Source organism: Microbacterium pasadenense (assembly GCF_047246565.1).
GTDB lineage: Bacteria > Actinomycetota > Actinomycetes > Actinomycetales > Microbacteriaceae > Microbacterium.
On sequence record NZ_JBFOKN010000003.1, the window covers coordinates 220133 to 239070 of the forward strand.

The 18938-nt window shown below is 71.9% G+C and carries 17 protein-coding genes; 14 read left to right on the forward strand and 3 right to left on the reverse strand.

Features of this window, described 5'->3' with window-relative positions; translation table 11 throughout:
* Positions 1–57 precede the first annotated feature (57 nt).
* The 10 genes from AB3M83_RS11620 to prfA all read left to right on the forward strand — a co-directional run bounded on the left by AB3M83_RS11620 (position 58) and on the right by prfA (position 12834).
* Entirely contained in the window at positions 58–882 is an 825-nt protein-coding gene (locus AB3M83_RS11620; protein WP_412948241.1) for a transglutaminase-like domain-containing protein, read from the forward strand.
* Positions 883–943: 61 nt separating this feature from the next.
* The gene (locus tag AB3M83_RS11625; RefSeq protein ID WP_412948243.1) at positions 944–2113 is read left to right on the forward strand and encodes a sensor histidine kinase; all 1170 of its coding nucleotides are present in this window, start codon (positions 944–946) and stop codon (positions 2111–2113) included.
* A gap of 48 nt (positions 2114–2161) precedes the next feature.
* On the forward strand, positions 2162–3829 hold the full coding sequence (gene argS / locus AB3M83_RS11630) for an arginine--tRNA ligase (protein ID WP_412948244.1): 1668 nt from the start codon (positions 2162–2164) through the stop codon (positions 3827–3829).
* Position 3830: 1 nt separating this feature from the next.
* The gene (locus AB3M83_RS11635) at positions 3831–4610 is read left to right on the forward strand and encodes an LmeA family phospholipid-binding protein (RefSeq protein WP_412948245.1); all 780 of its coding nucleotides are present in this window, start codon (positions 3831–3833) and stop codon (positions 4608–4610) included.
* A gap of 113 nt (positions 4611–4723) precedes the next feature.
* Positions 4724–6142, forward strand: a complete 1419-nt coding sequence (gene lysA / locus AB3M83_RS11640) for a diaminopimelate decarboxylase (protein WP_412948247.1) — start codon at positions 4724–4726, stop codon at positions 6140–6142.
* Positions 6139–7476 carry a homoserine dehydrogenase gene (locus AB3M83_RS11645; protein WP_412948249.1) on the forward strand — a complete coding sequence of 446 codons (1338 nt, stop codon included), beginning with the start codon at positions 6139–6141 and terminating at the stop codon, positions 7474–7476. The genes lysA and AB3M83_RS11645 overlap by 4 nt, the downstream gene beginning before the upstream one ends.
* Positions 7477–7496: 20 nt before the next feature.
* Entirely contained in the window at positions 7497–8579 is a 1083-nt protein-coding gene (thrC, locus tag AB3M83_RS11650) for a threonine synthase (RefSeq protein WP_412948251.1), read from the forward strand.
* Positions 8576–9505: a homoserine kinase gene (thrB, locus tag AB3M83_RS11655; protein ID WP_412948253.1), complete on the forward strand. Its 930-nt coding sequence runs from the start codon at positions 8576–8578 to the stop codon at positions 9503–9505. The genes thrC and thrB overlap by 4 nt, the downstream gene beginning before the upstream one ends.
* Before the next feature lie 164 nt (positions 9506–9669).
* Positions 9670–11748 carry a transcription termination factor Rho gene (gene rho / locus AB3M83_RS11660; RefSeq protein WP_412948255.1) on the forward strand — a complete coding sequence of 693 codons (2079 nt, stop codon included), beginning with the start codon at positions 9670–9672 and terminating at the stop codon, positions 11746–11748.
* 9 nt (positions 11749–11757) lie between these two features.
* The gene (gene prfA, locus AB3M83_RS11665; protein WP_412948257.1) at positions 11758–12834 is read left to right on the forward strand and encodes a peptide chain release factor 1; all 1077 of its coding nucleotides are present in this window, start codon (positions 11758–11760) and stop codon (positions 12832–12834) included.
* 15 nt (positions 12835–12849) lie between these two features.
* Here prfA and epsC read toward each other — a convergent pair whose 3' ends face one another.
* Genes epsC through cysK (AB3M83_RS11680) form a run of 3 tightly spaced genes read right to left on the reverse strand, consistent with a single transcriptional unit; the run spans position 12850 to position 15343 of the window.
* Positions 12850–13428, reverse strand: coding sequence for a serine O-acetyltransferase EpsC (gene epsC / locus AB3M83_RS11670; RefSeq protein ID WP_412948259.1), 579 nt, complete (start codon positions 13426–13428; stop codon positions 12850–12852).
* On the reverse strand, positions 13425–14372 hold the full coding sequence (cysK, locus tag AB3M83_RS11675; RefSeq protein WP_412948261.1) for a cysteine synthase A: 948 nt from the start codon (positions 14370–14372) through the stop codon (positions 13425–13427). Before cysK (AB3M83_RS11675) ends, epsC begins: the two co-directional genes overlap by 4 nt.
* Before the next feature lie 35 nt (positions 14373–14407).
* The gene (gene cysK, locus AB3M83_RS11680; RefSeq protein WP_412948263.1) at positions 14408–15343 is read right to left on the reverse strand and encodes a cysteine synthase A; all 936 of its coding nucleotides are present in this window, start codon (positions 15341–15343) and stop codon (positions 14408–14410) included.
* Positions 15344–15539: 196 nt separating this feature from the next.
* Between cysK (AB3M83_RS11680) and prmC the strand changes: the two genes are divergently transcribed.
* The 4 genes from prmC to AB3M83_RS11700 all read left to right on the forward strand — a co-directional run bounded on the left by prmC (position 15540) and on the right by AB3M83_RS11700 (position 18851).
* Positions 15540–16430 (forward strand): peptide chain release factor N(5)-glutamine methyltransferase, encoded by an 891-nt coding sequence (prmC, locus tag AB3M83_RS11685; RefSeq protein ID WP_412948265.1) that lies wholly within the window; start codon positions 15540–15542, stop codon positions 16428–16430.
* A gap of 74 nt (positions 16431–16504) precedes the next feature.
* Positions 16505–17200: an L-threonylcarbamoyladenylate synthase gene (locus AB3M83_RS11690; protein WP_412948267.1), complete on the forward strand. Its 696-nt coding sequence runs from the start codon at positions 16505–16507 to the stop codon at positions 17198–17200.
* A complete protein-coding gene (locus AB3M83_RS11695) occupies positions 17197–18357 on the forward strand; it encodes an MraY family glycosyltransferase (RefSeq protein WP_412948269.1) in 1161 nt (386 codons plus the stop codon). The genes AB3M83_RS11690 and AB3M83_RS11695 overlap by 4 nt, the downstream gene beginning before the upstream one ends.
* Positions 18354–18851, forward strand: coding sequence for a Cg1360 family ATP-synthase-associated protein (locus AB3M83_RS11700; RefSeq protein ID WP_412948271.1), 498 nt, complete (start codon positions 18354–18356; stop codon positions 18849–18851). The genes AB3M83_RS11695 and AB3M83_RS11700 overlap by 4 nt, the downstream gene beginning before the upstream one ends.
* Positions 18852–18938: the final 87 nt, after the last annotated feature.

Below are 18938 nucleotides of genomic sequence, written 5' to 3' on the forward strand. Positions count from 1 at the left end.
AAGCGATGACGGGTGAAGGATGGGCGACGGGTTCTGCCGGCATGCGAGGATTGCCCGGTGCAGCGCCTCGTCCGAGCAGAGCTCGACCTCGACATCGGGGGAGAGCTCGACCTGATCCTCGCGGTCACGCTCGCCGCGGTCGTCACTCCGGCGGAGGAGGTCCTCACGATCGCGCAGCACGGGATCGAGCTGACGCCGACCGAGCTGATCGATCAGGTCGGCACCCGCCTCCATCGCCTGCGCGTGCAGCCCGGCCCGGTCCAGGTGCGGTACGAGGCGGTCGTCGAACAGCGTGCCACGCTGCCCGACACTCCCGAGCTCGACTGCGCCGTCTATCTGCGCCCCAGCCGGTATGCGCCCTCGGATGCGGTCTTCGCGCAGGCGCGGCGGCAGTTCGGAAGCCTCCGCGGCGCCCCGCTGCTGGCCGCGGTCGAGGAGTTCGTCGCCACCGCCGTCACCTATTCGCCCGGTCTCTCGCAGGGGACGGACTCGGCGGTCACGACGCTCGCCACCGGCCAGGGCGTGTGCCGCGACTACGCGCACCTCGTGATCGCGCTGCTGCGGGCCATGGACGTGCCCGCGCGCTACGTCGCCTGCTACGCCCCCGGCCTCGTGCCGATGGACTTCCACGCCGTCGCCGAAGCCTACGTCGACGGGCAGTGGCACGTGCTCGACGCGACCCGTCTGTCGAACCGGTCCGGCCTGCTCCGGATCGCCACCGGCCGCGACGCGGCGGACTGCGCATTCCTCAGCTACTACGGGGCGAACCTCATCCTCGACCGCATGTTCGTGGACGCGACCGCCGTCGGGGACGTGGACGATGTCGCCGCGGCATCCGACCCGAGCCGGGACGAGCGCGCGGCCCTGGTGACCCTGTCCTGACAGCCGTGCACAGCCGGGACCGTAGGGTGGGAGGCGACCAGCGCACTTTCCGGGAGCACATGTGAAGACGGCTGACGACGCCATCCGCCGAGCCATCATCGAGGACTACCGGGTCCTCGGCGAGGCACCCGAGCCGGACCTGCAGGGTCTCGTGCAGCTGGCGGCGACGCTCTGCGACGTCCCGACGGCGGTGATCAACCTCATCGACGACCGGTTCCAGCACCAGATCGCCGCCATCGGCATGGAGCCGGCCGTCTGCAGCCGTGACGACTCGATGTGCGCCGTCGTCTTCCGTGAACCCGGGCACACGGTCATCCCTGACGTCGCCCTCGACGACCGCTTCATCGGCAATCCGTTCGTCACCGGCGAGATCGCGCGTGTGCGCTTCTACGCGTCGAGTCCCCTCATCACCCCGGTCGGCGTGCCCATCGGCACCATCTGCGTCTTCGACGAGACGCCGCGCGAGCTCGCCGACGACGAGAGCCGGGCGCTCGCGCTCCTCGCGCACCAGATCGTCGACGTCCTCGAGCTGCGCCGCATGACCCGCGAGCTGGGCGAGTCGAACGAGCAGCTGGAGAGCTTCGCGGCGCAGGTGGCGCACGATCTGCGGAACCCGCTCACCGCTCTCACCGGCTACATCGAGCTCGCCGCGGAGGTGCCGCAGGTCGCCGAGCTGCCGGCGGCGGCGCGCGCCCTCGCCCGTGCCGACTCCGTCGCCGATCGCATGTCGGGCATGATCGCCCGGCTGCTGGACTTCGCGCGCGTGGGCGGCATTCCCGCCCGGCGGAGACCCGTCGACATCGCCCCGCTCGTCGCCGCCGCCGTCGACGATCTCCGCACGGCGGGAGAGCTGCACGGCGCCCGCATCGAGGTCGCCGCCGGGACCGCCGTGCTCGGCGACACGACGCTGCTCGGCGTCCTGGTGCAGAACCTCGTCGGCAACGCGGCGAAGTTCGCGGGTGCGCACGGCACCGCCCCGCGCATCGAGGTGCGCGTCGAGCCGGTGACCGGCGGGGTCCGCCTCACCGTGGACGACAACGGACCCGGCATCCTCCCGGACGAACGCGACGCGGTCTTCGAACCGCTCGAACGCGGCAGCAACACGGATGCCCCGGGTTTCGGGATCGGCCTCGCGACCTGCCGACGAGTCGTCGACGCCCACGGCGGCCGCATCGGGATCGAGGATTCGCCGCTCGGGGGCGCGCGGCTGTGGGCGGTCTTCCCCGGCTGACACCGAGGGGACGGGGCGCTCGCGCCCCGAACGTAGACTTGGAGGGCTATGAACCCCGATGCCCTCTCCGCCGCCCTGCTCGCCGTCCTCGCTCCGCTCGTGGAGGCGCGACGTCCCGGCGCCGGCGACGGGCTCAGCGCCGCGGACTTCCCGGTCGAGCGGCCCAAGAACCGGGATCACGGCGACTGGGCGTCGAACGCCGCGCTCAAACTCAGCAAGCAGATCGGCGTGAACCCGCGCGAGTTCGCGGCCGAGGTGGCCACGGCGCTGGCCGCGACCGACGGCATCGCCTCGGTCGACGTCGCGGGGCCCGGCTTCATCAACATCCGTCTCGACGCCGCCGCCGCCGGTGCGCTCGCGAAGACGATCGTCGACGCCGGCGCCGCCTTCGGCACGAACTCGTCCCAGGAGGGGAACTCGATCAACCTCGAGTTCGTCAGCGCGAACCCGACGGGGCCCATGCACATCGGCCACACCCGCTGGGCGGCACTCGGCGACGCGATCGCCCGCCTCCTCCTCGCCAGCGGGGCCACCCTCGTGCGCGAGTTCTACGTCAACGACGCCGGCGCCCAGATGGACCGCTTCGGGCGCTCGGTGCTCGCCGCCATCAAGGGGGAGCCGACCCCCGAGGACGGCTACCCGGGGGCGTACATCGACGAGCTCGCGGCGCGGGTGAAGGATGCCGAGCCGAACATCGCGGACCTGCCCGACGACGACCAGGTCGCGCTCGCCCGCGACCGGGCGTACGCCCTCCAGCTCGGCGAGCTGCAGGCTTCGCTCGAGAAGTTCAACGTCCACTTCGACGTCTTCTTCAGCGAGCGGACGCTGCACGCCGCCGGCGCCGACGGCGGCCCGAGTCTCGTCGACCAGGCCGTCGATCGCCTGCGCGAGCAGGGGCATGTCTTCGACGACCAGGGCGCCGTGTGGGTCCGCACGACCGACTTCGGCGACGACAAGGACCGCGTCATCCGTCGCTCCAACGGGGAGTACACCTACTTCGCCGCGGACGCCGCCTACTACCTGAACAAGGGCGACCGCGGCTTCGCCCACAAGATCTACCTGCTCGGCGCCGACCACCACGGATACGTCCACCGCCTCAAGGCGCTCGCCGGCGCGGCCGGCGACGATCCCGACAAGGACATCGAGGTCCTGATCGGCCAGCTCGTGTCGGTCAACGGCGCTCGGCTGTCCAAGCGCGCCGGCAACATCATCGAGCTCGACGACCTGCGGGACTGGCTCGGCACCGACGCGCTGCGCTATTCGCTCGCCCGCTACCCCGCCGACTCGCCGCTGACGCTCGATCCCGAGATCCTGCAGAAGCGCACGAACGACAACCCCGTGTTCTACGTGCAGTACGCCCACGCCCGCACGCACAACGTCGGCCGCAACGCCGCCGATTCCGGCGTCACGCGCGAGGCGTTCGCACCGGAGCTGCTCGATCACGAGACCGAGTCGGCGCTGCTCGGCGCGCTGCAGGAGTTCCCGCGACTGGTCGCCTTCGCCGCCGAGCTGCGCGAGCCTCACCGCGTCGCCCGCTACCTCGAGGAGCTGGCGAGTCTCTACCACCGCTGGTACGACGTGTGCCGCGTCACCCCCCTGGGCGACGATCCCGTGACCGACCTGCACCGGACCCGCCTGTGGCTGAACGACGCGACCGGCCAGGTCCTGCGCAACGGCCTCGACCTGCTCGGGGTCAGCGCACCCGAGCGGATGTGACATGACCGCCGCCCCCGCGACCGCACCGCGGCGCCGTCAGCGGGGGTGGATCGCCCTCGCCGTGGTCGTCGTCGTCCTGATCGTGCTCGTCGTGGCCGCCGAGCTGACGGCGCGGGCGCTGGCGCCGAAGATCGTCCGCGATGAACTCGTGTCGAGCCTCGGGCTCGCCGAGGACCAGGAGATCGACGTCGACATCCCCGGCCTGCTGCTGCCGCAGCTCGTGGGCGGGACCGTGCGGAGCGTCACGCTGGCGGCTGACGACGTCGAGGTCGAGGGGCTCTCGGGTGACATCCGGGTCCAGCTGCAGGACGTGCCCATCCGCGGCGGCGCGGACTGGAACGCAGGTCGGGCGCGCGTCGTCCTCGACGAGGAGCAGACGCGTGCGCTGCTGTCCCAGGTCGACGGCTTCCCGGCCGACGCGTTCCGGCTCGACGCACCCGAGGTCGCCCTCGACACCGAGCTCACCGTGTTCGGCGCCGCCATCCCGCTCGGGGTCCGCCTCTCCGCGGGGGCCGAGGACGGCGATCTCGTCCTCGCCCCGACCCGGTTCCTGCTCGGCGGCACCGAGGTCTCGGCCGACGCGCTCCGGCAGCAGGTCGGGCCCCTCATCGGCTCCTTCGCGGAGCGGTGGCCGATCTGCCTCGCGCAGTACCTCCCCGCCGCGATGACGCTCGTCGACGTCGCCATCGAGGACCGCGGCGTCGTCGCCGACTTCGAGATCGACAGCGCGATCCTCCGCGACGGAGCCGCACGACAGCGCGGTTCCTGCGACGACGCGTAGCCCGCCGTCATCACGACGGGGCCGCCGTGCCCCGTGCCCTAGACTGTGGGCACTGTCCGGGTGTGGCTCCGACCGCCCGCAGTACCCGTTCCTCGCCCGATTGGTGCCCCTCCGTGTCCGCCACCCCCTCACGTGCGTCCGTGCCCGACTGGCTCGAGGCACCGGACGATGCGAATGCCCTCGCACCCGCCGTCTGGCCCGACGCGGCCGGTCGCGGCGATGACGGCGTCCTCCGGCTCGGCGGCGTCGCGGCCACGGACCTCGCCGCCCGCTTCGGCACTCCGCTGTACGTCCTCGACGAGGACCTCGTGCGCGCCCGCGCCCGTCGGGTGCGAGCCGCGTTCGCCGAAGCGGCATCCCGCGCCGGCACGACCGCGCGCGTCTACTACGCCGGCAAGGCGTTCCTGAGCACCGAGGTCGTCCGCTGGGTCACCGCCGAGGGGCTCGGCGTCGACGTCGCGACCGGGGGAGAGCTCGCCGTCGCCCTGGCCGCGGGTGCCGACCCGCAGCGTCTCGGCCTGCACGGCAACAACAAGCTGCTGCCCGAGATCGCTCGCGCCGTCGAGGTCGGGATCGGGTCGATCATCGTCGACAGCCGGATCGAGATCGAGCGGGTCGCCGCCGCGGCCGCCGAACGCGGCGTCGTGCAGAGCGTGCTCGTCCGGGTGAACAGCGGCGTCCACGCCGAGACGCACGACTTCCTCGCGACCGCGCACGAGGATCAGAAGTTCGGCTTCACGCTGACGGATGCCGAGGCCGCCGTCGCCAGGATCCGCGAGCTGCCCTCCCTGCGGTTCATCGGCCTGCACTGCCACATCGGCTCGCAGATCTTCGGCACCGCCGGCTTCGAGGAGTCCGCCGCCCGCGTCGTCGAGCTGCACGCACGGCTGCTCCCCGGCGGCGACGTGCCGCTGCTCAACCTCGGCGGCGGCTTCGGGATCGCCTACACGACCGCCGACGACCCCACCCCGATCGAGCAGCTCGCCGAGGGCATCGTCGCCGCCGTCGCCCGCGAGTGCGCGGCCCGGAGCATCCCGGTTCCCGAGCTCGCCTTCGAGCCGGGGCGGGCGATCGTCGGCCAGGCCGGTGTGACCCTGTACGAGGTCGGCACCGTCAAGGCGGTGCGCCTGTCGGGTGATCTCGACCGGCTCTACGTGAGCGTCGACGGCGGGATGAGCGACAACGCCCGACCCGCTCTGTACGGCGCGCACTACTCGGCGCGGCTGGCCGCCCGGACGAGCACGGCCGCGCCCGCGCTGGCGCGCGTGGTCGGCCGGCACTGCGAGTCCGGCGACATCGTCGTCGACGCCGAGTACCTGCCCGGTGACGTCGTCCCCGGTGACCTGCTCGCCGTGCCCGCCACCGGTGCCTACTGCTACTCGCTGGCCAGCAACTACAACTACGTCCCGCGGCCGCCCGTCGTGGCCGTCTCGGGCGGTTCCGCCCGCGTCATCGTGCGCGGGGAGACCGTCGACGACCTGCTCGCGCGGGACGTCCTCGCGGCGCCCGCCGTCCCGGAGGAGTCCGCATGATCGAACCCCGCCGTCTTCGCGTCGCCCTGCTTGGGGCGGGCGCCGTCGGGTCCCAGGTCGCGCGCCTGCTGCTCACGCACGCCGATGAGCTCGCGGATCGCGCCGGGGCCCCGCTGGACCTCGTCGGCATCGCCGTGCGCGACGTCGACGCGCCGCGTGGCCCCGACCTGCCGCGTGAGCTGTTCACGACGGATGCCGACACCCTCATCGCCGGTGCCGACATCGTCATCGAGGTGACCGGCGGCATCGAGCCCGCCCGCACCCGCATCCTCGCCGCGCTCACCTCCGGCGCCGACGTGGTCACCGCCAACAAGGCGCTGATCGCCACGCACGGCACCGAGATCTTCGAGGCGGCCGACCAGGTCGGCGCGACCGTCGCGTACGAGGCGGCCGTCGCCGGCGCCATCCCGATCATCCGGCCGCTGCGCGATTCCCTCGCCGGCGACCGCGTGCGGCGGATCATGGGCATCGTCAACGGCACGACGAACTACATCCTCGACCGCATGGACCGCGAGGGTCTCGGTTTCGACGAGGTGCTGGCCGAGGCGCAGCGCCTCGGGTACGCCGAGGCCGACCCGACCGCCGACGTCGAGGCGTACGACGCCGCGCAGAAGGCCGCGATCCTCGCGAGCCTCGCCTTCCACACGTCCGTGCCCCTCGACGCCGTCCACCGCGAGGGGATCACCTCGATCGACGCCGGCATCATCGACGCCGCCCGCAAGGCGGGATACGTCGTGAAGCTCCTCGCCGTGTGCGAACGGCTCGTCGACCAGCCCGACGCCGGTCCGAGCGGCGAGGCCATCTCGGTGCGGGTGTATCCGGCACTCGTCCCGCGCGAGCACCCCCTGGCATCCGTGCACGGCGCGAACAACGCCGTGTTCGTCGAAGCCGAGGCCGCCGGCGCGCTGATGTTCTACGGGGCCGGAGCCGGCGGCGTCGAGACGGCATCCGCCGTCCTGGGCGACGTCGTCTCGGCCGCCCGCCGCCACATCGCCGGCGGTCCCGGCGTCGGCGAGTCGACCCTGGCGAACCTGCCGATCGTCCCCCTCGGCCGCATCTCCACGAGCTGCCAGATCACGCTCGACGTCGACGACCTGCCGGGCGTGCTCGCGGGTGTCGCCGGCATCCTCAGCGACGGGAACGTGTCGATCGCGACCGTCGAACAGACCACCTCGGCCGGCGCTGTCGGCGAGGGCACCGAGGGCGCGGTCGCGCACCTCGTCATCGGAACCCACACGGCACGGGAGCAGGACCTCGCCGACACGGTCGAACGCCTGGCCGCGGACCCCGCGGTGCGGCGAGTGGTGTCGGTCCTGCGCGTAGAAGGAGACTGAAAATGGCGGAGAGAAGCGAAATGGTCCATGTCTGGGGCGGAGTCCTCCGCGAATTCGCCGACCGGCTCGGCGTCACCGACACCTCCACCGTCGTCACGCTGGGCGAGGGCGGCACCCCGCTCATCCCCGCGGCATCGCTCTCGCGCATCACCGGCGCGGACGTGTACGTCAAGTTCGAGGGCATGAACCCGACCGGCTCCTTCAAGGACCGCGGCATGACCGTCGCCCTCTCGCGCGCCGTCGAGCACGGCGCCGAGGCCGTCATCTGCGCCTCCACCGGCAACACGTCGGCCTCCGCCGCGGCCTACGCCGCCCACGCCGGCATCACCGCCGCCGTCCTCGTCCCCGAGGGCAAGATCGCGATGGGCAAGCTGAGCCAGGCCGTCGCGCACAACGGCACGCTCATCCAGATCCGCGGCAACTTCGATGACTGTCTCGAGATCGCCCGCGAGCTCGCCACCGGATACCGGGTGCACCTCGTGAACTCGGTGAACCCGGACCGCATCGAGGGCCAGAAGACGGCCGCCTACGAGGTCGTCAGCCAGCTCGGCGACGCGCCCGACTTCCACTTCATCCCCGTCGGCAACGCCGGCAACTACACGGCGTACTCGCGCGGCTACCGCGAAGAGGCCGAGCGCGGCGTCGCGACCCGCGTCCCGCGCATGTTCGGCTTCCAGGCGGAGGGCTCCGCGCCGCTCGTCCGCGGTGAGGTCGTCAAGAACCCCGAGACGATCGCGTCGGCGATCCGCATCGGCAACCCGGCGTCGTGGGACCTCGCGCTCGAGGCGAAGGCCGCGACCGACGGCTGGTTCGGCGCGATCGACGACGAGCGGATCCTGGCAGCCCAGAAGCTCCTCGCCGGCACCGTCGGCGTCTTCGTCGAGCCCGCCTCGGCCATCAGCGTCGCCGGTCTGCTCGATCGCGCCGAAGCGGGCGTCATCCCCGCCGGGGCGAAGGTCGTGCTCACCGTCACCGGTCACGGTCTGAAGGACCCGCAGTGGGCGCTCCGCAACCCCGACGGCTCCTCGGTCGAGCCGCTCGTGGTCGACGCGACGACCAGCGAGGTCGCCTCGGCGCTCGACCTGACGCCCGTCCGGGGATGACCCCCGGTCGCAGCGTCGCCGTCCGTGTACCGGCGACCAGCGCGAATCTCGGCCCCGGCTTCGACACGCTCGGCCTCGCGCTGAGCGTGCACGACGAGCTCGTGGTGTCGGCGCTCCCGCATCCCGGACTCGAGATCGACGTCACGGGGGAGGGGGCCTCCGACGTCCCCACCGACGCGTCGCACCTGGTCGTCCGCTCGATGGCGTACGCGTTCGAAGCGTGCGGACGGGCGATGCCCGGCATCCGTCTCACCGCCCGCAACGCGATCCCCCACGGCCGCGGCATGGGCTCGTCGGGCGCCGCGGTCGTCGCGGGTCTGCTCGCGGCGAAGGGGCTGCTCGCGGGCGACGTCGAACTCGGCGCCGAGACGCTGCTGCGCCTGGCCACCGAGCTCGAAGGACACCCGGACAACGTCGCGCCGGCGCTCTTCGGCGGCCTGACGATCGCGTGGATGGACGACGACGGCCCGCAGCACAAGAAGCTCGCGGTGCACCGGGGCGTCTCGCCGCTCGTCTTCGTGCCGGAGTTCACGATGTCGACGTCCGTGGCGCGCGGACTCGCTCCGCTCCAGGTCCCGCGCGAGGACGCCGTGTTCAACGTGTCCCGGTCCGCGCTGCTCATCGCAGCCCTGACCCAGAGCCCGGAGCTGCTCATGGCGGCGACCCAGGACAAGCTGCACCAGTCCTACCGTGCTCAGGCGATGCCGGAGACGGATCGGCTCGTGCGAGGTCTGCGCGCCGCCGGTTTCGCCGCCGTCGTCTCGGGCGCGGGGCCGAGCGTCCTCGTCCTGGCCGACGGTCCCGGCCGCCGGCTGGAGGCCGTCGAGCATGCCGCGACGGTGACCGACACGCGATGGCTTCCGCTTCTCCTGGCCGTCGATGTCAAGGGTGGTACAGTGAGGGACAACGCGGAGGATGCCACGTAATCACGTGAATCTGCCCTCCATCGCAATCTGCGAAGCACCGCACGACCCCTCTCATCCGGGCCCGCGCGCTACCCGTGTTCGCGCGAACACCTTCTGAGGATCGGTCCCCGTCGTGGACGGGACCATCTGCGGTTATGACTTTCCACATCTGAAAGGGAGAACTCGTGGAGTCCATCTCCGAGATCCAGACCGGCGACGACGTCGCCACCGACGAGGTCGTCGCCGAGAACACCGCCGGTGAGGCGACGTCCGACGCCGGCGCCGAGACCGCCGCCGAGACCACGGACGGGGCCACCGACGCCACCGATCCGGCCGCCGTCGTCGAGACGCCGGCCGAGCCCGCCGCGGCGGAGCCCGAGGCTGCACCCGCCGAGACGGAAGCCGCGCCCGAGAAGCCCGCCAAGGCGCCGCGCAAGCGCGCCCCGCGGCGTGCGAAGAGCACCGACGTTCCCGCCGCGGACGCTGCTTCCGCCGCGGATGCCGCTCCCGCTGCGGACGCTGCTCCCGCCGCCGACGCCGCTCCCGCTCCGGACGCTGCTCCCGCCGCCGACGCCGCTCCCGCTGCGGACGCCGTCGAGGCGCCCGCCGTGCAGGATGCTCCGGCAGCCGACGAGCGGTCCGGCGCCGACGCCGAGCCGACCGATGCCGCGGCCGCGCGGTCCACGGGTGGCCGTGCCGGCCGGTCGAAGAAGCCCGCCGCCGCCGAGACCGAGGCTCCCGCCGACGGCGGCCAGGCTGCCGAGAACGACGCGCCCGCCGATGCCGAGGGCGGCGCCGAGGGCGACAGGTCCGGCGAGGGCGAGGGCAACGGCCGGAGCCGCAGCCGTTCGCGCAGCCGCAGCCGCAACCGGAACAAGGGCGAGAACGCCGCCAACGGCGATGCGCAGGCCGACAAGGCCGGCAGCGAGAAGAGCGGCAACGGCCGCGGCGGCAGCGCCCCCGAGAAGCCCGCGGTCGAGGAGAAGCAGGACGACGACCAGGGCCAGGGCTCGGGACGCGGCCGGCAGCGCAACAAGCGCCGCTCGCAGGGTCAGACGGACGAGTTCGACACCGAGATCGGCGACGACGACGTCCTCATCCCCATCGCCGGCATCCTGGACGTGCTCGACAACTACGCATTCGTGCGCACCACCGGCTACCTCCCCGGCCAGAGCGACGTCTATGTCTCGCTCGGCCAGGTGAAGAAGTACAACCTGCGCAAGGGCGACGCGGTCGTCGGCGCGATCAAGCAGCCCCGTGAGGGCGAGCAGTCCAGCCGGCAGAAGTACAACGCGCTGGTCAAGGTCGACGCCATCAACGGCCTCTCCGTCGAGGATGCCGCGACGCGCGTCGAGTTCTCCAAGCTGACGCCGCTGTACCCGCAGGAGCGACTGCGCCTCGAGACCGCGCCCGAGAAGCTCACGCAGCGCATCATCGACCTGGTCGCACCCATCGGCAAGGGCCAGCGCGGTCTCATCGTCGCGCCCCCGAAGGCGGGCAAGACGATCGTGCTGCAGCAGATCGCCAACGCCATCGCGACGAACAACCCCGAGGTCCACCTCATGGTCATCCTCGTCGACGAGCGTCCCGAAGAGGTCACCGACATGCAGCGCACGGTGAAGGGCGAGGTCATCGCCTCGACCTTCGACCGTCCCGCCGAGGACCACACGACGGTCGCGGAGCTCGCGATCGAGCGCGCCAAGCGTCTCGTCGAGCTGGGTCGCGACGTCGTCGTGCTGCTCGACTCGATCACCCGTCTCGGCCGTGCGTACAACATCTCCGCGCCGACCTCGGGTCGTGTGCTCACCGGTGGTGTCGACGCCTCGGCGCTGTACCCGCCCAAGCGCTTCTTCGGCGCGGCGCGCAACATCGAGAACGGCGGCTCCCTGACCATCCTCGCCACGGCTCTCGTGGAGACCGGCTCGAAGATGGACGACGTCATCTTCGAGGAGTTCAAGGGAACCGGCAACAGCGAGCTGCGCCTGTCGCGTCAGCTGGCCGACAAGCGCATCTTCCCGGCCGTCGACGTGAACGCGTCGTCCACCCGCCGCGAGGAGATGCTGCTGTCCGCCGACGAGGTCAAGATCACGTGGAAGCTGCGCCGCGCCCTCGCCGGCCTCGACCCGCAGCAGGCGCTCGAAGTCGTGCTCGGCAAGCTCAAGGAGACGGGCTCGAACGTCGAGTTCCTCGTCCAGATGCAGAAGTCGATCCCGGCTCCCGGCGCCGGCGGTCACAGCAGCGGGCACGACAACAGCATCCGCTGAGCCCCGTTCGTGTTCGAGTCCGTCCAGACGCTCATCGACGAGCACCGCGCGGTGCAGGAGGAACTCTCCGACCCCGCGGTGCACGCCGATGCGGCGCGCGCCAGGCGCGTGAACCGGCGCTACGCCGAGCTCTCGCGCATCGTCGCGGCGCACGAGTCCTGGGTCGCGGCATCCGACGACCTCGAGGCCGCCCGCGAGCTGGCTCGGGAGGACTCGGCCTTCGCCGATGAGATTCCCGCTCTCGAGGAGGGCCTGGCGACGGCGCAGGAGCGCCTTCGGCGCCTCCTGATCCCGCGCGACCCCGACGACGCCCGCGACGTGATCATGGAGATCAAGGCGGGGGAGGGCGGCGCCGAGTCGGCGCTGTTCGCGGCCGACCTGCTGCGGATGTACCTGCAGTACGCCGCGTCGAAGGGCTGGAAGACCGAGCTGCTCGAGCGCAACGAGTCGGACCTCGGCGGGTACAAGGATGTCCAGGTCGCCATCAAGGGGACGTCGACGGATCCCGCGCAGGGAGTCTGGGCGCACCTCAAGTACGAGGGCGGCGTGCACCGGGTCCAGCGGGTGCCGGCCACCGAGTCGCAGGGACGGATCCACACCTCGACCACCGGCGTGCTGGTGTTCCCCGAGGTGGACGAGCCCGAAGAGGTCCAAATCGACGCCAACGACCTCAAGATCGACGTGTTCCGGTCCTCGGGTCCCGGCGGGCAGTCGGTCAACACGACCGACTCGGCCGTCCGGATCACCCACCTGCCCTCGGGCATCGTCGTGTCGATGCAGAACGAGAAGAGCCAGCTGCAGAACCGCGAGGCCGGCATGCGCGTGCTGCGCGCGCGGCTGCTCGCGAAGCAGCAGGAGGAGCGGGATGCCGCGGCATCCGATGCCCGCCGCTCGCAGATCCGCGGTATGGATCGCTCCGAGCGGATCCGCACGTACAACTTCCCCGAGAACCGCATCGCCGATCACCGCACCGGCTACAAGGCGTACAACCTCGACCAGGTCATGGACGGCGCGCTGACGCCGCTCGTCGACTCCGCGATCGCGGCCGACGAGGAAGCACGGCTCGCTGCGCTCGGCGGCGACTGACCCCGAGGATCCGGGTCAGATGTGGTACTCCGGCGCGGTCAGGAGCGCCCGGGTGTCCTCGCTGGTCGTCCGGCGGCGGGCACGGGCCGGGACGCCGACGAGCACCGAGTCGGCCGGCGCGTCCTTCGTGACGACGGCGTTGGCGCCGACGACCGAGTGCGCCCCGATGACGATGGGGCCGAGGATCTTCGCTCCAGCGCCGACGGCGACGCCGTCGTGAAGGGTCGGATGCCGTTTGCCGCCATCGCGCGTGCGACCGCCGAGGGTGACGCCGTGGTACAGCATGACGTCGTCGCCGACCTCGGCCGTCTCGCCGATCACGATGCCCATGCCGTGGTCGATGAAGAACCGGCGGCCGATCGTCGCGCCCGGGTGGATCTCGATGCCGGTGAGCCAGCGGGTGACCTGCGAGACCGCCCTCGCCGGGAAGCGGAGGCCGCGCGTCCACAGGGCGTGCGCGACGCGGTGGCTCCACACCGCGTGAAGGCCCGGGTAGAGCACGGCGATCTCGAGGCCGCCGCGCGCCGCCGGGTCGCGGAGCTTCGCGGCCGCGATGTCCTCGCGCACCGAGCGCAGCACGTCGCCGGCGCTCACGCCGTCTCCTCCTCGCGGAGGTGCTCGTAGAGCGCCGTGGACAGGTAGCGCTCGCCGCCGTCCGGGATCATCACGACGATGCGCCGGCCGGCGGACTCCGGCCGCTTCGCGATCTCCAGAGCGGCCCAGACCGCGGCGCCGGCGGACATCCCCGCCAGGATCCCCTCGTCGGTGGCGAGGGCGCGCGCGACGCGGATCGCGTCGTCGACGTCGGCGGTGAGGATCTCGTCGACCACGGAGCGGTCGAGGACGTGCGGCACGAAGTTCGGGCCGATGCCCTGGATGCGGTGGCCGCCGGCGCGCCCCTCGCTGATCACGAGGGAGTCCTTCGGCTCGACGAGCGCGACGCGCACGGCGGCATCCTCCGCCTTCAGCGCCTGGCCGACACCGGTCACGGTGCCTCCTGTGCCCGACCCGGCGACGAACCAGTCGACCTGGCCCTCGGTGTCGCGCCAGATCTCCGCCGCCGTCGTGCGGCGGTGGATGGCGGGATTCGCCTCATGCTCGAACTGGCGGGCCAGGATCGCCCCGGGCGTCTCGGCGACGATGCGCTTCGCGGTCTCGACCGCCTCGGTCATGCCCTTGTGGGGATCGGTGAGGATCAGCTCGGCCCCGTACGCCTTCAGCAGCGTGCGTCGCTCCTTCGACATGGATGCCGGCATCGTGAGGATCACCCGGTAGCCGCGCGCGGCTCCGATGAGGGCGAGCGAGATGCCGGTGTTGCCGCTCGTGGACTCGACGATCGTGCCGCCGGGCGCGAGCTCGCCCGCGGCCTCAGCCGCCTCGACGAGGGCGAAGCCGAGCCGGTCCTTCACGCTCGCGCCGGGGTTGTAGAAGTCCAGCTTCGCGAGCACCTCGGCGTGCAGTCCCGCCGTGAGCGCGTTGAGCCGCACGAGGGGGGTGTCGCCGAAGGCATGGGTGATGTCGGGAAGGATGCCGGGCACGGTTCGCTCTCGGTCGGTCGGTCGCGGGACGGGCGTCAGTCGCGCAGGTGCTCGTACAGCGCCGTGGACAGGTACCGCTCGCCGTACGACGGGATGACCACGACGATGTTCTTGCCCTCGGCCTCGGGCCGCGCGGCGACCTGGAGGGCTGCCCAGACGGCGGCACCGGAGGAGATGCCGATGAGGATGCCCTCCTTCGCCGCGACCTCGCGGGCGGTCGCGATGGCGTCGTCGAAGGCCACGTCCTGGACCTCGTCGATGACGCCCTGGTCGAGGATCGGGGGGATGAAGTTGGGTCCGATGCCCTGGATCTTGTGCGGACCGGGGGTGCCGGTGGTCAGGAGGGGCGAGTCGGCGGGCTCCACGGCCACGACCTTCGCCTCGGGGACGCGCTCCTTCAGCACCTGGCCGACGCCGGTGATGGTGCCGCCGGTGCCGATGCCCGCGACGAAGTAGCCGATCTCGCCGTCGGTGTCGCGGAGGATCTCCTCGGCGGTCGTGGCGCGGTGGACCTGCACGTTCGCCTCGTTCGCGAACTGCTTGGCGAGGATCGCGCCGGGCGTCGATGCCGCGATCTCCTCGGCCTTCGCGACCGCGCCCTTCATACCCTGGGCGGGCTCGGTCAGCACCAGCTCGGCGCCGTAGGCCTTGAGGAGCGTGCGCCGCTCGGTCGACATCGACGACGGCATGGTCAGGACGACCTTGTAGCCGCGCGCCGCGCCGACCATCGCCAGCGCGATGCCGGTGTTCCCGCTCGTGCCCTCGACGATCGTGCCGCCCGGCTTGAGCGCACCGGCCGCCTCCGCGGCGTCGACGATGGCGATGCCGATCCGGTCCTTGACGGACGAGGCGGGGTTGTAGAACTCGAGCTTCGCCAGCACGGTGCCGGGGAGGCCTTCGGTCACCCGGTTCAGGCGGACGAGGGGCGTGTTGCCGAATGCGCTCGTGATGTCGGAGTGGATGCCGGGCATGGGGGGCCTTTCGTACGGGTCGGTTCAGGCGGGGTCAGGCGCCCGACAAGCCTACGCGTCAGCGGGCACGGGGGACCGCGTGTGACGGGACGCCGGGGTGGAGCGCCACGGGGCGGGACGCCGGGGTGGAGCGCCACCGGGACGCCACCGGGACGCTGCTCGGCCCGCGGCATCCCGCGGTATCCTGAGGGCTCCCATGGTGATCCCCCCTCCCGCCGGCGCGCCCGCCGCAGGCGACCTCGGCCCGGTGCTCCGGGAAGCGGCCGCCCGACTCGCCGCCGCCGGCGTCCCGACTCCCGACGTCGACGCCGAGCTGCTCGCCGCACACGTCCTCGGCCTCGGCCGCGGCGAGCTGGCGGCAGCGTCGCTGCGCGGCGACCGGATGCCGGCGGACGCCGCCGCCGTCCTCGGCGAGCTCATCGAGCGTCGCGCCGCACGGGAGCCGCTGCAGCATCTCACCGGCACCGCCCCCTTCCGTCATCTGGAGCTGCGGGTCGGGCCGGGTGTCTTCGTCCCGCGGCCCGAGACCGAGACGGTGGCGCAGCTGGCGATCGACGCGCTGCGCGCGGCGGCCGGACCGGCCCCCGTCGCCGTGGATCTCGGCACCGGCAGCGGCGCCCTCGCCCTGGCGATGGCGACCGAGGTCCCGCACGCCCGCGTGCACGCCGCGGAGAACTCGGTGGACGCCTTCATCTGGGCGAAGGAGAACTTCGCCCGACACGCGCCGCACGCCCGGCTCGCGTTCATCGATCTCGCCGACGCCTTCCCCGACCTCGACGGCATGGTGTCGGTGCTGGTGTCCAACCCGCCCTACGTCCCCGACGACGCGATCCCGCGCGACCCGGAGGTGCGGCACTGGGATCCGCCCGCCGCGCTGTACGGCGGGGCTGACGGACTCGACGTCGTCCGCGTGCTGTCGGGGGTGGCGATGCGGCTGCTGCATCCGGGCGGCACCCTCGTCATCGAGCACGGCGAGTGGCAGGGGCGGCCGATTCGGGACCTCCTCACGGCCGACGGCTGGCGAGGCGCTGCGACCCACCCCGATCTCACCACCCGAGACCGCGCGACCACCGCGATCCGCCCCTGATCGGCTGTTCGCCCGACCCGGCGTCGACCGCCTCTCAGGAGATCGCCGCGGCATCCCCGTAGAATGCTCCGGATATGTCTCCCGTGCTCGACTGCCGCGATGCGGACCAGCTGCTGCCGGCGTTGCGCCGCGCGCGCCAGGCCATCGGCCGTGGCGAACTCATCGTCATGCCCACCGACACCGTCTACGGTGTGGCTGCCGACGCCTTCAGCGCCGCCGCCGTGGCGAAGCTGCTCGCGGCCAAGGGACGCGGCCGGCAGTCGCCGCCGCCCGTGCTCGTGTCCGGGCCGACCACGATGCGCGCGCTGGTCGCGGAGGTGCCCGAGGCCGTCGACCGCCTCATGGAGCGGTTCTGGCCGGGGGGCCTGACCATCGTCCTGCCCGCCCAGCCGTCGCTGAGCTGGGACCTGGGGGAGACCCACGGCAGCGTCGCCGTCCGCATGCCCGACGACCGGTTCGCGCTCGAGCTGCTCGAGGAGTGCGGCCCGCTCGCCGTCTCCAGCGCCAACAAGACCGGCCGACCGGCCGCCCTGCACGTCGACGCGGCCGTCGACATGCTGGGGGACAGCGTGTCGGTGTACCTCGACGGCGGGATGGTCGCCACCGGCGTCTCGTCCACGATCGTGGATGCCACAGGCCTGGTCGGCACGGACCGTCGCCCCGTCACGGTGCTGCGGGAGGGCGCGATCGATCGTGCCGAGCTCCGCGAGGTGCTGGGCGACCTCCTCGAGCCGGACCCGGCCGGATCCGACGAATCCGACGACGCGTGAGGAACTATCTGGTCGCCTTCGTGATCACGGCCGCGATCACCTTCGTGCTCTCCTGGGTCGTCTGGAAGGTCGCCGTGCGCTTCGGGCTGCATCCCGCGATCCGCGAGCGCGACGTCCACAAGACGCCGACGCCCCGGCTGGGCGGCGTGGCCATGTTCCTCGGCCTCACGGCCATGTTCATCCTCTCGTCGCAGCTGCCCGCGTTCGCGATCCTGTGGACCGAGCCGACCCGCATGTGGGCGCTGCTGGGCGCCGCCGCGCTGATCGTCGCGGTCGGGGTCGCCGACGATCTGCTGGACCTCGACTGGCTGATCAAGCTCGGCGCGCAGTTCGTCGCGGCGTGGATCGTGGTCGGCGTCGGCGGCATCCAGATCTTCGCCGTCCCGTTCGGTGAGCGTGTCGTGACGGCCAGCTGGATCGGCATCAGCCTGTCGATCCTCGTCATCGTCATCGTCATGAACGCCATCAACTTCATCGACGGGCTCGACGGGCTGGTCGCCGGCGTCTGCCTCATCGCGAACGCCGTCTTCTTCTTCTATGCGGTGCTGATGGCGCGCGACTTCGGCAACAGCCCCGAGACGAACACCGCGCTCTTCATCGCCGTCGTCGTCCTCGGCGTGTGCGCGGGCTTCCTGCCCCTGAACTGGAACCCCGCCCGCATGTTCATGGGGGATGCCGGGGCGCTCCTGCTCGGGCTCATGATGGGCGCGTCGGCCATCGTCGTGACGGGCAACCTGTCGCCGCAGCTGCTGGCCGACAACGACCTCTTCGGCCGCTCCCAGCTCATCGGCGCGTACATCCCGATCATCCTGCCGATCGTCGTCGTGCTGCTGCCGCTCGTCGACTTCGGCCTCGCCGTCATCCGGCGGATGGCCAAGGGCAAGTCGCCGTTCTCTCCCGATCGCAAGCACATGCACCACCGCATGCTCGACCTCGGTCACACCGACCGGAACGCCGTCTTCGTCTTCTACGCCTGGACGGCGATCGTCTCGCTGTCGGTGCTGCTGATGTACATCGGCACGGCGTCGGGATGGCCGGGTCTGTACTGGCCCGGCGTCGCCTACCTCGGCCTGGGCGTCCTCGCCTGCCTCGTCGTCACCCTCCCGCCCGCCCGCCGTGTGCCCGGCACGTCGCCCTCACCGAAGGTCTCCTCATGAGCAGCCCTGTCTCGTCCACACCGCTTCTGCGTCGCACCCTGCTGCTGTCCGCCGCAGCGACCGCGGCGCTCGCCGTCGTCGGCTCCGTCGTCGGACTGCTCGTCGCCGGAAGCTCGGGACTGTGGAGCGCCCTCGTCGCCGTCCTCATGGCCGCGGTGTTCCTGGGGCTGACCACCGGCACGATCCTCATCGCGAACCGCTGGTACGGCAGCGACCTGTTCGTCCCGGTGTTCTTCGCGTCGGTGATGGGCGGGTGGATCGTGAAGTTCGTGATCTTCCTGATCGTGCTGTTCGTGCTGCGCGGACAGCCCTGGCTGCACCCGATGGTGTTCCTCATCGCGCTCGTCGTGAGCATCATCGTGTCGCTCGTCATCGACGTCATCGTGATGACGCGCATGCGCCTGCCCCACGCGAGCGACGTCACGCTGCCCACCGCCGCCGAGGCCGAGGCCTCCGAACGGCGGCCGGAGGACGGCATCACGCCCCGGGACTGATAGGGTATTCCCGAGCCCGCCTGACCCCCGACGGGAACGTCTGGTGGAGTCAGCTCACCTACCATCGTCGTCACGGTTTCATGACCG

Coding starts and splice junctions, on each gene's coding strand:
- argS (WP_412948244.1), top strand. CDS start 2,162: ATGAACCCCGATGCCCTCTCCGCCGCCCTGCTCGCCGTCCTCGCTCCG.
- AB3M83_RS11635 (WP_412948245.1), top strand. CDS start 3,831: ATGACCGCCGCCCCCGCGACCGCACCGCGGCGCCGTCAGCGGGGGTGG.
- AB3M83_RS11645 (WP_412948249.1), top strand. CDS start 6,139: ATGATCGAACCCCGCCGTCTTCGCGTCGCCCTGCTTGGGGCGGGCGCC.
- thrC (WP_412948251.1), top strand. CDS start 7,497: ATGGTCCATGTCTGGGGCGGAGTCCTCCGCGAATTCGCCGACCGGCTC.
- thrB (WP_412948253.1), top strand. CDS start 8,576: ATGACCCCCGGTCGCAGCGTCGCCGTCCGTGTACCGGCGACCAGCGCG.
- cysK (WP_412948263.1), bottom strand. CDS start 15,343: ATGCCCGGCATCCACTCCGACATCACGAGCGCATTCGGCAACACGCCC.
- prmC (WP_412948265.1), top strand. CDS start 15,540: ATGGTGATCCCCCCTCCCGCCGGCGCGCCCGCCGCAGGCGACCTCGGC.
- AB3M83_RS11690 (WP_412948267.1), top strand. CDS start 16,505: ATGTCTCCCGTGCTCGACTGCCGCGATGCGGACCAGCTGCTGCCGGCG.
- AB3M83_RS11700 (WP_412948271.1), top strand. CDS start 18,354: ATGAGCAGCCCTGTCTCGTCCACACCGCTTCTGCGTCGCACCCTGCTG.